This is a genomic window from Pseudomonas sp. SK3(2021) (assembly GCF_016772375.1).
GTDB classification, from domain to species: domain Bacteria; phylum Pseudomonadota; class Gammaproteobacteria; order Pseudomonadales; family Pseudomonadaceae; genus Aquipseudomonas; species Aquipseudomonas chlororaphis_I.
Window position 1 is genome coordinate 1,132,364 of the sequence record NZ_CP061943.1, and the last position, 13,885, is coordinate 1,146,248.

11 protein-coding genes are annotated in these 13,885 nt (G+C 59.0%); 10 read left to right on the top strand and 1 reads right to left on the bottom strand.

Annotated elements, in window-relative coordinates; all coding sequences use genetic code 11:
• Positions 1-36 precede the first annotated feature (36 nt).
• From dnaK to IF690_RS05040, 7 genes are all read left to right on the top strand, one after another.
• On the top strand, positions 37-1,953 hold the full coding sequence (dnaK, locus tag IF690_RS05010; protein ID WP_202699078.1) for a molecular chaperone DnaK: 1,917 nt from the start codon (positions 37-39) through the stop codon (positions 1,951-1,953).
• Between the two features lie 324 nt (positions 1,954-2,277).
• Positions 2,278-3,402, top strand: a complete 1,125-nt coding sequence (gene dnaJ, locus IF690_RS05015) for a molecular chaperone DnaJ (RefSeq protein ID WP_202699079.1) — start codon at positions 2,278-2,280, stop codon at positions 3,400-3,402.
• Positions 3,403-3,412: 10 nt separating this feature from the next.
• Positions 3,413-4,219: a 4-hydroxy-tetrahydrodipicolinate reductase gene (gene dapB / locus IF690_RS05020; protein WP_009046926.1), complete on the top strand. Its 807-nt coding sequence runs from the start codon at positions 3,413-3,415 to the stop codon at positions 4,217-4,219.
• Positions 4,220-4,477: 258 nt separating this feature from the next.
• Positions 4,478-5,614: a glutamine-hydrolyzing carbamoyl-phosphate synthase small subunit gene (carA, locus tag IF690_RS05025; protein ID WP_202699080.1), complete on the top strand. Its 1,137-nt coding sequence runs from the start codon at positions 4,478-4,480 to the stop codon at positions 5,612-5,614.
• 105 nt (positions 5,615-5,719) lie between these two features.
• Positions 5,720-8,941, top strand: a complete 3,222-nt coding sequence (carB, locus tag IF690_RS05030; protein WP_202699081.1) for a carbamoyl-phosphate synthase large subunit — start codon at positions 5,720-5,722, stop codon at positions 8,939-8,941.
• On the top strand, positions 8,938-9,414 hold the full coding sequence (gene greA, locus IF690_RS05035) for a transcription elongation factor GreA (RefSeq protein ID WP_009042122.1): 477 nt from the start codon (positions 8,938-8,940) through the stop codon (positions 9,412-9,414). The genes carB and greA overlap by 4 nt, the downstream gene beginning before the upstream one ends.
• A gap of 28 nt (positions 9,415-9,442) precedes the next feature.
• On the top strand, positions 9,443-9,847 hold the full coding sequence (locus IF690_RS05040) for an MFS transporter (RefSeq protein WP_202699082.1): 405 nt from the start codon (positions 9,443-9,445) through the stop codon (positions 9,845-9,847).
• Between the two features lie 12 nt (positions 9,848-9,859).
• On the opposite strand, the gene IF690_RS05045 is transcribed toward IF690_RS05040, so the two are convergent.
• The gene (locus tag IF690_RS05045) at positions 9,860-10,168 is read right to left on the bottom strand and encodes a YhbY family RNA-binding protein (protein WP_007920867.1); all 309 of its coding nucleotides are present in this window, start codon (positions 10,166-10,168) and stop codon (positions 9,860-9,862) included.
• Between the two features lie 107 nt (positions 10,169-10,275).
• Between IF690_RS05045 and rlmE the strand changes: the two genes are divergently transcribed.
• The 3 genes from rlmE to folP all read left to right on the top strand — a co-directional run bounded on the left by rlmE (position 10,276) and on the right by folP (position 13,871).
• The gene (gene rlmE, locus IF690_RS05050; protein WP_007920869.1) at positions 10,276-10,905 is read left to right on the top strand and encodes a 23S rRNA (uridine(2552)-2'-O)-methyltransferase RlmE; all 630 of its coding nucleotides are present in this window, start codon (positions 10,276-10,278) and stop codon (positions 10,903-10,905) included.
• A gap of 201 nt (positions 10,906-11,106) precedes the next feature.
• On the top strand, positions 11,107-13,011 hold the full coding sequence (ftsH, locus tag IF690_RS05055; protein ID WP_009046930.1) for an ATP-dependent zinc metalloprotease FtsH: 1,905 nt from the start codon (positions 11,107-11,109) through the stop codon (positions 13,009-13,011).
• 8 nt (positions 13,012-13,019) lie between these two features.
• Complete coding sequence (gene folP / locus IF690_RS05060) at positions 13,020-13,871, top strand: dihydropteroate synthase (RefSeq protein WP_202699083.1); 852 nt, start codon at positions 13,020-13,022, stop codon at positions 13,869-13,871.
• The last annotated feature ends 14 nt before the right edge of the window (positions 13,872-13,885 follow it).

Genomic DNA, 13,885 nt, shown 5'->3' on the forward strand with positions numbered 1-13,885 from the left:
GGCGGCAACAAAATCTAAAGTTTCGGGAGAGTTAACATGGGCAAAATTATCGGTATCGACCTGGGGACTACCAACTCCTGCGTCTCCATTCTGGAAAACGGCAACGTCAAGGTCATCGAAAACGCCGAAGGCGCGCGTACCACCCCTTCGATCGTGGCCTACGCCAACGACGGCGAAATCCTGGTTGGCCAGTCCGCCAAGCGCCAGGCCGTCACCAACCCGCACAACACTCTGTTCGCAGTGAAGCGTCTGATCGGTCGCCGCTTCGAAGAAGACGTCGTGCAGAAAGACATCAAGTTGGTTCCGTACAAGATCGTCAAGGCGGGCAACGGTGACGCCTGGGTTGAGGCCGCCGGCAAGGAAATGGCTCCGCCGCAGATCAGCGCCGAAGTCCTGAAAAAGATGAAGAAGACCGCCGAAGACTACCTCGGTGAGTCGGTCACCGAAGCGGTCATCACCGTTCCGGCCTACTTCAACGACAGCCAGCGTCAGGCCACCAAAGACGCCGGTCGCATCGCTGGCCTGGATGTGAAGCGCATCATCAACGAGCCGACCGCCGCTGCGCTGGCCTATGGCATGGACAAGGCCAAGGGCGACCACACCGTCATTGTTTATGACCTGGGCGGTGGTACCTTCGACGTATCGGTCATCGAAATCGCCGAAGTCGACGGTGAACACCAGTTCGAAGTGCTGGCCACCAACGGCGACACCTTCCTGGGTGGTGAAGACTTTGACATGCGCTTGATCGACTACCTCGTCGACGAGTTCAAGAAAGAGTCCGGCATGGACCTGAAGAACGATCCTCTGGCCCTGCAGCGTCTGAAAGAAGCCGCGGAAAAGGCCAAGATCGAGTTGTCCTCCGCCCAGTCGACCGACGTCAACCTGCCGTACATCACTGCAGATGCCACCGGTCCTAAGCACCTGAACGTGAAGATCTCCCGCGCCAAGCTGGAGTCGCTGGTCGAAGATCTGGTCAATCGTACCATCGAGCCTTGCCGCATCGCGCTGAAAGACGCCGGCATTGACTCCAGCAAGATTGACGACGTGATCCTGGTCGGCGGCCAGACCCGTATGCCGATGGTGCAGAAGGCCGTTGCCGACTTCTTCGGCAAGGAAGCGCGCAAGGACGTGAACCCGGACGAAGCTGTTGCCATGGGTGCAGCCATCCAGGGCGCGGTACTGGCCGGTGACGTGAAAGACGTACTGCTGCTGGACGTCAGCCCGCTGACCCTGGGTATCGAAACCATGGGCGGCGTGATGACCGCGCTGATCGAGAAAAACACCACGATTCCTACCAAGAAATCGCAAGTGTTCTCGACTGCCGACGACAATCAGGGCGCAGTGACCATCCACGTGCTGCAGGGCGAGCGTAAGCAAGCCGCGCAGAACAAGTCCCTGGGCAAGTTCGACCTGGCCGAGATCCCGCCAGCTCCACGTGGCGTGCCGCAAATCGAAGTGACCTTCGACATCGACGCCAACGGCATCCTGCACGTAGGTGCGAAAGACAAGGCGACCGGCAAGACCCAGTCGATCGTGATCAAGGCCAACTCCGGTCTGTCCGAGGAAGAAATTCAGCAGATGGTTCGTGATGCTGAAGTCAACGCCGAAGAAGACCGCAAGTTCGAAGAGCTGGCCAGCGCGCGTAACCAAGGCGATGCCCTGGTTCACTCGACTCGCAAGATGATCGCTGATGCGGGCGACAAAGTGACCGCTGAAGAGAAGACTGCGATCGAGGCTGCCGTGGTTGCCCTTGAAGCCGCTATCAAAGGCGACGACAAGGCGGCCATCGACGCCAAGGTCGAAGAGCTGTCGAAAGTGTCGGCTCCGGTTGCTCAGAAGATGTACGCCGAGCAGGCTCAGCCGGCAGAAGGCGCGGCTTCGCAAGGTGAGTCGGCCGAGAAGGCCGATGACGTCGTCGACGCCGAGTTCGAAGAAGTAAAAGACCACAAGTAAGACTGCTTGTTGGTCGGCCGGTTGACTGCCTTTGTGCGGTGACTGGTAGGATGTCGCCGCGCGGGAGCTTGCTCCCGCGTTGGCGTGTCTGGAGCAAGCGAATTTTTTACGGCGTGCGGCTCTTTTCGCGCGCTGGCGGTACGGTCGGAAATGCTCCTGCTTTCCGTTCGGGATTACCGCAATTGTCGGCCAGTCTGTTGGTCGTCTATCCAAGACCAGGATCGTTGAATTGACGTGAGTTGGGTCCGGGCCTGTATTGGGGCTCAACGAGTTTGACGAGGCTCAGGAGGGCATTGTCGAACGTCCTTAAGAGTGCGAAGACTTATGGCAAAGCGTGACTATTACGAAGTATTGGGTGTAGAGCGAGGCTCGAGCGAAGCCGACCTGAAAAAGGCTTACCGCCGCCTGGCGATGAAGCACCACCCGGATCGTAATCCCGGCGACAAAGCGTCGGAAGATATGTTCAAGGAGGCCAACGAGGCCTACGAAGTATTGTCTGACTCGAGCAAGCGCGCGGCTTATGACCAGTACGGTCATGCCGGTGTCGATCCGAGCATGGGCGGTGGTGGCGCCGGTTTCGGTGGCCAGAACTTCTCCGACATCTTTGGCGATGTCTTCAGTGATTTCTTTGGTGGTGGTCGTGGTGGCTCCCGTGGCGGCGCTCAGCGTGGCAGCGACTTGCGCTACACCCTGGAGCTGAACCTGGAAGAGGCGGTGCGCGGTACCACTGTGAATATCCGCGTTCCGACACTGGTCAGCTGCAAACCTTGCGATGGCTCGGGTGCCAAGAAAGGCTCCTCGCCTGTGACCTGTCCGACCTGTGGTGGTATCGGCCAGGTGCGCATGCAGCAGGGCTTCTTCTCGGTGCAGCAGACCTGCCCGCGCTGCCATGGCCAGGGCAAGATCATTTCCGACCCGTGCGATTCCTGCCACGGCGAAGGTCGCGTCGAAGAGTACAAGACGCTGTCGGTGAAGGTGCCGGCGGGTGTCGATACCGGCGACCGTATTCGCCTGTCTGGCGAAGGGGAGGCGGGTACCCAGGGCGGCCCTACGGGCGACCTGTATGTGGTGATCAATGTGCGTGAGCACGCGATTTTCCAGCGCGACGGCAAGCACCTGTTCTGTGAGGTGCCTATCAGCTTCGTTGATGCGGCACTGGGCGGCGAGCTGGAAATCCCGACGCTGGATGGCCGGGTCAAGCTGAAGATTCCTGAGGGCACCCAGACTGGCAAGCAGTTCCGCGTGCGTGGCAGGGGCGTGGCTCCGGTTCGTGGCGGCGGCGCTGGCGACTTGATGTGCCGCGTTGCGGTGGAGACTCCTGTGAACCTGAGTCGTCGTCAGCGTGAGCTGCTCGAAGAGCTGCGTGGTTCCCTGGCGGATGACAATACCCATTCGCCGAAAACCACTGGCTGGTTCGAGGGCGTGAAGCGCTTCTTCGGCGACCTGTAAGGAGCGCGGCATGCGACGTATAGCTGTAATGGGCGCCGCAGGGCGCATGGGCAAGAACCTGGTGGAGGCTGTGCAGCAGCGCTCACCGCTTTCCGGGCTTACCGCAGCCATCGTGCGGCCTGGCAGTTCTTTGGTCGGTGCCGATGCTGGCGAGCTGGCATCGCTGGGGCGCATCGGTGTGCCGATGTCCGACAGCCTGGAAAAGGTCGCCGATGAATTCGATGTATTGATCGATTTCACGCTTCCGGAAGTGATGCTGAAGAACCTGGCGTTCTGCCGCAAGGCGGGCAAGGCCATGGTGATCGGTACCACGGGGCTGGGCGCCAAGGAAAAGCAGATGCTGGCCGAGGCGGGCAAGGATATTCCGATCGTGTTCGCCGCCAACTTCAGCGTTGGCGTCAATCTGTCGCTGAAGTTGCTCGACATGGCGGCCCGTGTGCTGGGCGATGATGCGGACATCGAAATCATCGAAGCGCATCACCGGCACAAGATCGACGCACCTTCGGGTACGGCCTTGCGCATGGGTGAGGTGATTGCCGATGCGCTGGGGCGTGACCTGCAGAAGGTCGCGGTGTATGGCCGTGAGGGCCATACCGGTGCTCGTGAGCGTGAAACCATTGGTTTCGCTACGGTCCGGGGTGGTGATGTGGTTGGTGATCACACCGTGTTGTTCGCCGCTGAGGGCGAGCGCCTGGAGATCACCCACAAGGCCTCCAGCCGCATGACTTTCGCCAAGGGAGCGGTACGTGCTGCGTTGTGGCTGGACGGTCGTCCGGCGGGTCTTTATGACATGCAGGATGTGCTGGATCTGCGTTGAGATGCATCCAAAACAGGGCCCTGCTTCGCGCGGGAGCCCTGTTTTTACCCGCTAAGCGATGTTCTGTCGCATTCCCCTGCCTTTAAGGCTCTTTAGCGGTGGACCAAAAAAGCCTTTTTCTGTAAGCTACAGCTTTAGTGTGTCCACTAAAAGCGCGCAGAATAATTCGGTGAAGAAGCGGGGTGACGTGTCCATACGTCACTCCGCTTTTTTACAACCTGCGATCGCCCTTTCAGGCTTTATTTACGGGAGGTCTTCTTGACTAAGCCAGCCATACTCGCCCTTGCTGATGGCAGCATTTTTCGCGGCGAAGCCATTGGAGCCGACGGTCAGACCGTTGGTGAGGTGGTGTTTAACACCGCAATGACCGGCTATCAGGAAATCCTTACCGATCCTTCCTACGCCCAACAGATCGTTACCCTGACTTACCCGCATATTGGCAATACCGGCACCACGCCGGAAGACGCCGAGTCCGATCGTGTCTGGTCGGCCGGTCTGGTGATTCGCGACCTGCCACTGTTTGCGAGCAACTGGCGTAACACCCTGTCCCTGTCCGACTACCTGAAAGCCAACAACGTTGTGGCGATCGCCGGTATCGACACCCGTCGCCTGACGCGCATCCTGCGCGAGAAAGGCGCGCAGAACGGCTGCATCATGGCCGGCGACAATATCTCCGACGAAGCGGCGATTGCCGCCGCGCGCGGCTTCCCGGGCCTGAAAGGCATGGATCTGGCGAAGGTCGTCAGCACCAAGGAGCGCTATGAGTGGCGCTCCAGTGTCTGGAACCTGAAGACCGACAGTCATCCGACCATCGAGGCTTCCGAGCTGCCGTATCACGTGGTTGCCTACGACTACGGCGTCAAGCTGAACATCCTGCGTATGCTGGTCGAGCGCGGTTGCCGCGTAACCGTGGTGCCTGCGCAAACTCCGGCCAGCGACGTCCTGGCACTCAAGCCTGACGGTGTGTTCCTGTCCAACGGCCCTGGCGACCCCGAGCCTTGCGATTACGCCATCCAGGCGATCAAGGACGTGCTGGAGACCGAGATCCCGGTCTTCGGTATCTGCCTGGGCCACCAACTGCTGGCACTGGCCTCCGGCGCCAAGACGGTGAAGATGGGCCACGGTCACCACGGCGCCAACCACCCGGTCCAGGACCTGGACAGCGGTGTGGTGATGATCACCAGTCAGAACCACGGTTTCGCGGTGGACGAAACCACCCTGCCGGGCAACGTGCGGGCGATCCACAAGTCGCTGTTCGACGGCACCCTGCAAGGCATCGAGCGTACCGACAAGAGTGCATTCAGCTTCCAGGGCCACCCTGAAGCGAGCCCGGGCCCGAACGATGTGGCGCCGCTGTTCGATCGTTTCATCAACGAGATGGCCAAGCGACGCTGAGTGCTCGCCCCTGAAGGTGGCCCCGGTATCGGCGGCCCCCTTCAGCGCTTCAGAGATTTGATCAAGACGGCTTGCCGACTGACCTGCGGATTTGAGTGACAACCCATGCCAAAACGTACAGACATTAAAAGCATCCTGATTCTCGGCGCTGGCCCGATCGTGATCGGCCAGGCCTGCGAATTCGACTACTCCGGCGCCCAGGCCTGCAAGGCCCTGCGCGAAGAGGGGTACCGGGTCATCCTGGTGAACTCCAACCCGGCGACCATCATGACCGACCCGGCCATGGCCGACGCCACCTACATCGAACCGATCAAGTGGCAGACCGTTGCCAAGATCATCGAGAAAGAGCGTCCGGACGCTCTGCTGCCGACCATGGGTGGCCAGACCGCGCTGAACTGCGCCCTGGACCTGGAGCGCGAAGGCGTTCTGGAGAAGTTCGGCGTGGAAATGATCGGTGCCAATGCCGACACCATCGACAAGGCCGAAGACCGTTCGCGCTTCGACGCCGCGATGAAGGCGATTGGCCTGGAGTGCCCTCGCTCCGGTATCGCCCACAGCATGGACGAGGCCAATGCGGTCCTCGAGAAGCTGGGCTTCCCGTGCATCATCCGTCCGTCCTTCACCATGGGCGGCACCGGTGGCGGTATCGCCTACAACCGTGAAGAGTTCGAAGAAATCTGCGCCCGTGGCCTGGACCTGTCGCCGACCAAGGAACTGCTGATCGACGAATCGCTGATCGGCTGGAAAGAGTACGAGATGGAGGTGGTCCGCGACAAAAAGGACAACTGCATCATCGTTTGCTCGATCGAAAACTTCGACCCGATGGGCGTGCATACCGGTGACTCGATCACCGTGGCTCCGGCACAGACCCTGACCGACAAGGAATACCAGATCCTGCGTAACGCCTCCCTGGCGGTACTGCGCGAGATCGGCGTGGAAACCGGTGGCTCCAACGTCCAGTTCGGCATCTGCCCGAACACTGGCCGTATGGTGGTGATCGAGATGAACCCACGGGTATCCCGTTCTTCGGCCCTGGCTTCGAAAGCCACCGGCTTCCCGATTGCCAAGGTCGCCGCCAAGCTGGCCGTGGGTTACACCCTGGATGAGCTGTCGAACGACATTACCGGTGGCAAGACCCCGGCCTCCTTCGAGCCGTCCATCGACTACGTCGTGACCAAGCTGCCACGCTTCGCCTTCGAGAAGTTCGCCAAGGCTGACGCTCGCCTGACTACTCAGATGAAGTCGGTGGGTGAAGTAATGGCCATCGGCCGGACCTTCCAGGAGTCCCTGCAGAAAGCGCTGCGCGGCCTGGAAGTGGGGGTCTGCGGCCTGGATCCGAAGCTCGACCTGAGCAATCCGGAAAGCATGAACGTGCTCAAGCGCGAGCTGACCGTGCCGGGCGCCGAGCGTATCTGGTACGTGGCTGACGCCTTCCGTGCCGGCATGACCGTCGAGCAGATCTTCGGCATGAACATGATCGACCCTTGGTTCCTGGTGCAGATCGAAGACCTGATCAAGGAAGAGGAGAAGGTCAAGACCCTGGGGCTGTCGGCCATCGACCGCGACCTGATGTTCCGCCTCAAGCGCAAGGGGTTCTCCGACCAGCGTCTGGCCAAGCTGCTGGGCGTGACCGAGAAGAACCTGCGCACTCATCGCCACAAGCTGGAAGTGTTCCCGGTCTACAAGCGCGTCGACACCTGCGCGGCCGAGTTCGCCACCGATACCGCCTACCTGTACTCGACCTACGAGGAAGAGTGCGAGGCGGCGCCTTCGGGGCGTGACAAGATCATGATCCTGGGCGGCGGTCCGAACCGTATCGGCCAGGGCATCGAGTTCGACTACTGCTGCGTGCACGCGGCATTGGCGCTGCGTGACGATGGTTATGAAACCATCATGGTCAACTGCAACCCGGAAACCGTTTCCACCGACTACGACACCTCCGATCGCCTGTACTTCGAGCCGGTTACCCTGGAAGACGTGCTGGAAATTGTCCGCGTCGAGAAGCCAAAAGGCGTGATCGTCCAGTACGGCGGCCAGACTCCGCTGAAACTGGCGCGTGCCCTGGAAGCCGCTGGCGTGCCGATCATCGGTACCAGCCCTGACGCCATCGACCGTGCAGAAGACCGTGAGCGCTTCCAGCAGATGGTTGAGCGTCTGAACCTGCGCCAGCCGCCAAACGCCACCGTGCGCAGCGAAGATGAAGCAATTCGTGCCGCGGCCAAGATCGGCTACCCGCTGGTGGTGCGTCCGTCCTATGTACTGGGCGGCCGGGCAATGGAAATCGTTTACGAAGAAGAAGAGCTCAAGCGCTACCTGCGTGAAGCGGTACAAGTGTCCAACGACAGCCCGGTGCTGCTGGATCACTTCCTCAACTGTGCCATCGAGATGGACGTGGACGCTGTCTGCGACGGCAAGGATGTGGTGATCGGTGCGATCATGCAGCACATCGAACAGGCTGGTGTGCACTCCGGTGACTCCGCTTGCTCGTTGCCGCCGTACTCGCTGCCTGCGCACATCCAGGACGAGATGCGCGAACAGGTCAAGAAGATGGCGCTGGAGCTGGGCGTGGTCGGCCTGATGAACGTACAGCTGGCCCTGCAGGGTGAGCAGATCTACGTCATCGAAGTGAACCCGCGTGCTTCCCGTACCGTGCCGTTCGTTTCCAAATGCATCGGTGTCTCCCTGGCGATGATCGCCGCGCGCGTCATGGCGGGTAAGACCCTGAAAGAGCTGGGCTTCACCAAGGAAATCATTCCTAACTTCTACAGCGTCAAGGAAGCGGTGTTCCCGTTCGCCAAATTCCCGGGTGTCGACCCGATCCTCGGCCCGGAAATGAAGTCGACCGGCGAAGTGATGGGCGTTGGTGACACCTTCGGCGAAGCCTTTGCCAAGGCCCAGATGGGCGCCAGCGAAGTACTGCCGACCGGCGGTACCGCGTTCATCAGCGTGCGCGACGATGACAAGCCACTGGTTGCGGGCGTGGCTCGCGATCTGATCAACTTGGGCTTCGAAGTGGTCGCCACTGCCGGTACTGCCAAGCTGATCGAGGCGGCAGGCCTGAAGGTGCGCCGCGTGAACAAGGTGACTGAAGGTCGTCCGCACGTGGTCGACATGATCAAGAATGACGAAGTCACGCTGATCATCAACACCACTGAAGGTCGTCAGTCGATCGCTGACTCTTATTCCATTCGTCGTAACGCCTTGCAGCACAAGATCTACTGCACTACCACCATTGCTGCGGGTGAGGCCATCTGTGAAGCGCTCAAGTTTGGTCCGGAAAAGACCGTGCGCCGCTTGCAGGATCTACATGCAGGATTGAAGGCATGAATAAATACCCAATGACCGTCCAGGGCTCCAAGGCCCTGGAAGAAGAGTTGACGTTCCTCAGCAAGGTCGAGCGGCCGCGCTTGAGCCAGGCGATCGGCGAGGCTCGGGAGCTCGGCGACCTCAAGGAAAACGCTGAATACCATGCTGCCCGCGAGGAACAGGGAATGGTTGAGGCGCGTATCCGTGACATTGAAGGCCGCCTGCAAAACTCGGTTGTCATCGATGTGACGAGCATTCCTCATACAGGCAAGGTGATTTTCGGCACTACCGTCGAAATCGCTAACGTCGAAACCGATGAAAGCGTCACTTACCAGATCGTTGGTGAGGATGAGGCTGACATCAAGCTCGGAAAGATCTCTGTAGGTTCGCCCATTGCCCGTGCCTTGATCGCCAAGGAAGAGGGAGATGTAGTGGCCGTTAAAACGCCCAGCGGCGTGATCGAGTACGAGATTGTCGAAGTCCGCCACATCTGAGCCGGGGCGCCTGCTAAATGCAGGCGCCATGCTTTGGCAACTGACCCAGATGTTGTGGGTTGGTGGTGTGTGGTTATTGCATGTCGGCTTGTTGCCGGTGCTGGGCCAGATTGGCCTGGCGCCGCTGCTGATCGAAGAGATCGGCAATGTGCTGAGTGCGCTGCTGGTTGGCTTTTCAGCGCTATGCATCGTTCTTCAGATACTGGTGTTGGTGCGTGCTGAAGGGCTGGCAAGCTTGTGGCGGGATATGCGTGGGCAGTTGTTGATGATGGCGTTGTATGCGTGCGCGATGTATTTCGTAGTGCGCTTCAGGCTGTCGGATGCCGAGCGTTGGCAGTTGTTCAGCTATCTTGTCTTGGGTTTTTCCGGCCTGCTGCTGGTATTGCAGCCGGTGCCTGGGTGGAGTGGCAGGGCGCGCGAAGCACGCCCTTGACCGCTGTCGACGTCAGTGGAAGCGATGGACGTTGGACAGTTGCTTGTTTACCTTGGCGTTCTTGCGATAAATCAACGCCATTTTGCCGATGACCTGCACCAGGTCCGCTTTGCCGGCCTTGCACAGTTCTGCAATGGCTTCCAGGCGGGACTCGCGTTCGAGGATGTTGAGCTTGATCTTGATCAGCTCATGATCGCTCAAGGCGCGTTCAAGTTCGGCCAACACACCTTCGGTCAAACCGTTGTCAGCCACAGTCAATACTGGTTTCAGATGGTGGCCAATGGATTTGTACTGTTTCTTCTGCTCTTGAGTGAGCGGCATAATCTGACCCCTGCGTCTGATCTTGTAAAAAAGCGGCGGCCAGTTTACCCGAGCGCGTCCGGGACCGCCCAGTTAATCACGACCCGTTTTATTTTTTGAGGTGGCCCGTGGCCCGTTCCAAGACAAGCCATAACTGGTTGAAAGAGCACTTCAACGACCCATTCGTCAAAATGGCGCAAAAAGATGGGTACCGTTCGCGTGCCAGCTACAAACTGCTGGAAATCCAGGAAAAGGATCGTTTGATCCGGCCAGGCATGAGCGTAATCGACCTGGGGGCGGCGCCAGGGGGGTGGTCGCAGGTGACCAGTCGTCTGATTGGTGGGCAGGGGCGGCTGATCGCTTCCGACATCCTGGAAATGGACAGCATTCCTGATGTGACCTTTATTCAGGGCGACTTCACCGAAGACGCTGTGTTGGCTCAAATCCTCGAGGCGGTCGGAAATTCCCAGGTTGACCTTGTGATTTCCGATATGGCCCCCAATATGAGTGGTACGCCTGCCGTAGATATGCCGCGGGCGATGTTTCTGTGCGAGTTGGCACTCGATTTGGCCGGGCGGGTTCTTCGTCCCGGTGGCGACTTCCTGATAAAGATTTTCCAGGGGGAAGGTTTCGACGAATACCACAAGAACGTTCGCAAGATGTTCGACAAGGTAGTGATGCGCAAACCGAGTTCTTCCCGTGACCGTTCCCGCGAGCAATACCTGCTGGGACGTGGCTTTCGCGGGCGTATCGAGTAAGGGTTGTTTTTGGCCGGGTTGATAGTTTTTTCGTATTTCGCCCCGTGGGCTTAAGCGAATATTGTGTAATCTGGGTTTCACAAAGGGTTACAGACAGCGCCTGCCAGAGCTGTAGGTAATGTAGTAAGTTAGGTCGGTGAATATCATGCGAAGCGCGCGCCAGCAGCGGAGCTTGCTTCAGAGGGTAGTTAATTGAACGATATGGCAAAGAATCTGATCCTGTGGTTGATCATCGCGGCTGTCCTGGTGACGGTGATGAACAACTTCTCCAGCCCTAACGAGCCGCAGACCCTCAACTATTCCGACTTTATCCAGCAAGTTAAGGACGGCAAGGTCGAGCGCGTAGCCGTTGATGGTTATGTGATTACCGGCAAGCGCAACGATGGCGATAGTTTCAAGACCATTCGTCCTGCGATTCAGGACAACGGCCTGATCGGTGACCTGGTGGATAACCATGTGGTCGTCGAAGGCAAGCAGCCTGAGCAGCAAAGCATCTGGACCCAGCTGCTGGTCGCCAGCTTCCCGATCCTGGTAATCATCGCCGTCTTCATGTTCTTCATGCGGCAGATGCAGGGTGGTGCCGGTGGCAAGGGCGGGCCGATGAGCTTTGGCAAGAGCAAGGCGCGCCTGTTGTCCGAAGATCAGGTGAAAACCACCCTGGCGGATGTCGCAGGTTGCGACGAAGCCAAGGAAGAAGTGGGCGAGCTGGTTGAATTCCTCCGCGATCCAGGCAAGTTCCAGCGTCTGGGTGGCCGTATTCCTCGTGGCGTGCTGATGGTTGGCCCGCCGGGTACCGGTAAGACCTTGCTGGCCAAGGCCATTGCTGGTGAAGCCAAGGTTCCGTTCTTCACCATTTCCGGTTCCGACTTCGTCGAAATGTTCGTGGGTGTCGGTGCCAGCCGCGTTCGCGATATGTTCGAGCAGGCCAAGAAACATGCCCCGTGCATTATCTTCATCGACGAAATCGATGCCGTCGGGCGCCATCGTGGTGCCGGCATGGGTGGTGGTCATGATGAGCGTGAACAGACTCTCAACCAGCTGCTGGTCGAGATGGATGGCTTTGAAATGAACGATGGCATCATTGTCATTGCCGCCACCAACCGCCCTGATGTGCTGGACCCGGCGTTGCTGCGCCCTGGTCGCTTCGACCGTCAGGTCGTGGTCGGTCTGCCGGATATTCGTGGTCGCGAGCAGATCCTGAAAGTTCACATGCGTAAGGTGCCAATGGGTGAAGATGTTGCACCGGCAGTGATCGCTCGTGGTACGCCTGGCTTCTCTGGTGCTGACCTGGCCAACCTGGTGAACGAGGCGTCGCTCTTCGCTGCCCGTAGCGGCAAGCGCATCGTCGAAATGAAAGAGTTCGAGCTGGCAAAAGACAAGATCATGATGGGCGCGGAGCGCAAATCCATGGTCATGTCCGAGAAGGAAAAGCAGAACACGGCTTATCACGAAGCTGGTCACGCCATTGTTGGTCGCGTAGTGCCTGAGCACGATCCGGTCTACAAGGTTTCGATCATCCCGCGCGGTCGGGCTCTGGGTGTGACCATGTTCCTGCCGGAAGAGGATCGCTACAGCCTGTCCAAGCGTGCGCTGATCAGTCAGATCTGTTCGCTGTACGGCGGTCGTATCGCTGAAGAAATGACATTGGGCTTTGACGGTGTAACTACCGGTGCCTCCAATGACATCATGCGCGCCAGTCAGATTGCGCGGAACATGGTGACCAAGTGGGGGCTTTCCGAAAAACTGGGTCCGTTGATGTATGCCGAAGAAGAGGGCGAGGTTTTTCTGGGGCGCAGTGCTGGCAGTCAGCATGCAAGCCTGTCTGCAGAAACGGCCAAGCTGATCGACTCCGAAGTTCGTAGCATCATCGATCAGTGCTATGGCACCGCCAAGCAGATCCTCACGGATAACCGTGACAAGCTTGATGCGATGGCCGATGCCTTGATGAAGTATGAAACCATTGATGCCGAGCAGATCGACGACATCATGGCTGGTCGTACCCCTCGCGAGCCTCGTGATTGGGAGGGCGGTTCGGGTACCACACCTCCGGTGGTACAAAATGAGCGTCCAGAGACACCGATTGGCGGCCCTGCTGCTGACCACTAAGGTTTGAAATGACTTCTTCGTCGCCCTTGACCCGGTTGCCTTGCGGCAACCGGGTTCTTGATTTGGCTCATACGCATGTCATGGGCATTCTTAATGTAACTCCCGATTCCTTTTCCGATGGTGGCCGCTTCAGTCGGTTGGATGCTGCATTGCGTCATGCCGAAGGCATGGCGCAGGCGGGCGCTACGCTCATCGATGTTGGAGGCGAGTCCACTCGTCCTGGTGCGCGGGCGGTATCGCCGCTTGAAGAGCTTGAGCGGGTAGCTCCTATCGTCGAGCGTATCCATCGTGAACTGGATGTCATTATTTCGGTCGATACATCCACGCCTGCGGTCATGCGCGAAACTGCGCGCCTGGGCGCGGGATTGATCAATGATGTCCGTTCGTTGCGACGGGATGGTGCGCTGGATGCGGCGGCGGCCACAGGTTTGCCGGTCTGCCTCATGCATATGCTCGGTGAGCCTGGCGATATGCAAGACAATCCGCAGTATCGGGATGTAACCAAGGAAGTGGGTGAATTCCTGGCTGAGCGTATGGCTCAGTGTGCTGCAGTGGGTATTGGGCTGGAACGGATCATTCTGGATCCAGGTTTTGGCTTCGCGAAGACCCTGCAGCACAACCTGAGCTTGTTCAAGCATATGGGCGCCCTGCATGCCCTTGGTCGACCTCTGCTGGTCGGAGTTTCACGAAAGAGCATGATAGGTCAGGCATTGGGTCGCCCTGTCGGCGAGCGCCTGTATGGCGGCCTGGCTCTTGCTGCTTTGGCTATGGCCAAAGGAGCTAAGATCCTGCGGGTCCATGATGTGGCCGAGACGGTGGATGTCGTGCGGATGATTACAGCTGTGGAATCAGCCGAATAAGAATGATGGAGCAC

Bases quoted from the DNA above. Each gene is read 5' to 3' on its own strand.
- dnaK (WP_202699078.1), top strand. From the start codon at position 37: ATGGGCAAAATTATCGGTATCGACCTGGGGACTACCAACTCCTGCGTC.
- dnaJ (WP_202699079.1), top strand. From the start codon at position 2,278: ATGGCAAAGCGTGACTATTACGAAGTATTGGGTGTAGAGCGAGGCTCG.
- dapB (WP_009046926.1), top strand. From the start codon at position 3,413: ATGCGACGTATAGCTGTAATGGGCGCCGCAGGGCGCATGGGCAAGAAC.
- carB (WP_202699081.1), top strand. From the start codon at position 5,720: ATGCCAAAACGTACAGACATTAAAAGCATCCTGATTCTCGGCGCTGGC.
- greA (WP_009042122.1), top strand. From the start codon at position 8,938: ATGAATAAATACCCAATGACCGTCCAGGGCTCCAAGGCCCTGGAAGAA.
- IF690_RS05040 (WP_202699082.1), top strand. From the start codon at position 9,443: ATGCTTTGGCAACTGACCCAGATGTTGTGGGTTGGTGGTGTGTGGTTA.
- IF690_RS05045 (WP_007920867.1), bottom strand. From the start codon at position 10,168: ATGCCGCTCACTCAAGAGCAGAAGAAACAGTACAAATCCATTGGCCAC.
- ftsH (WP_009046930.1), top strand. From the start codon at position 11,107: ATGGCAAAGAATCTGATCCTGTGGTTGATCATCGCGGCTGTCCTGGTG.
- folP (WP_202699083.1), top strand. From the start codon at position 13,020: ATGACTTCTTCGTCGCCCTTGACCCGGTTGCCTTGCGGCAACCGGGTT.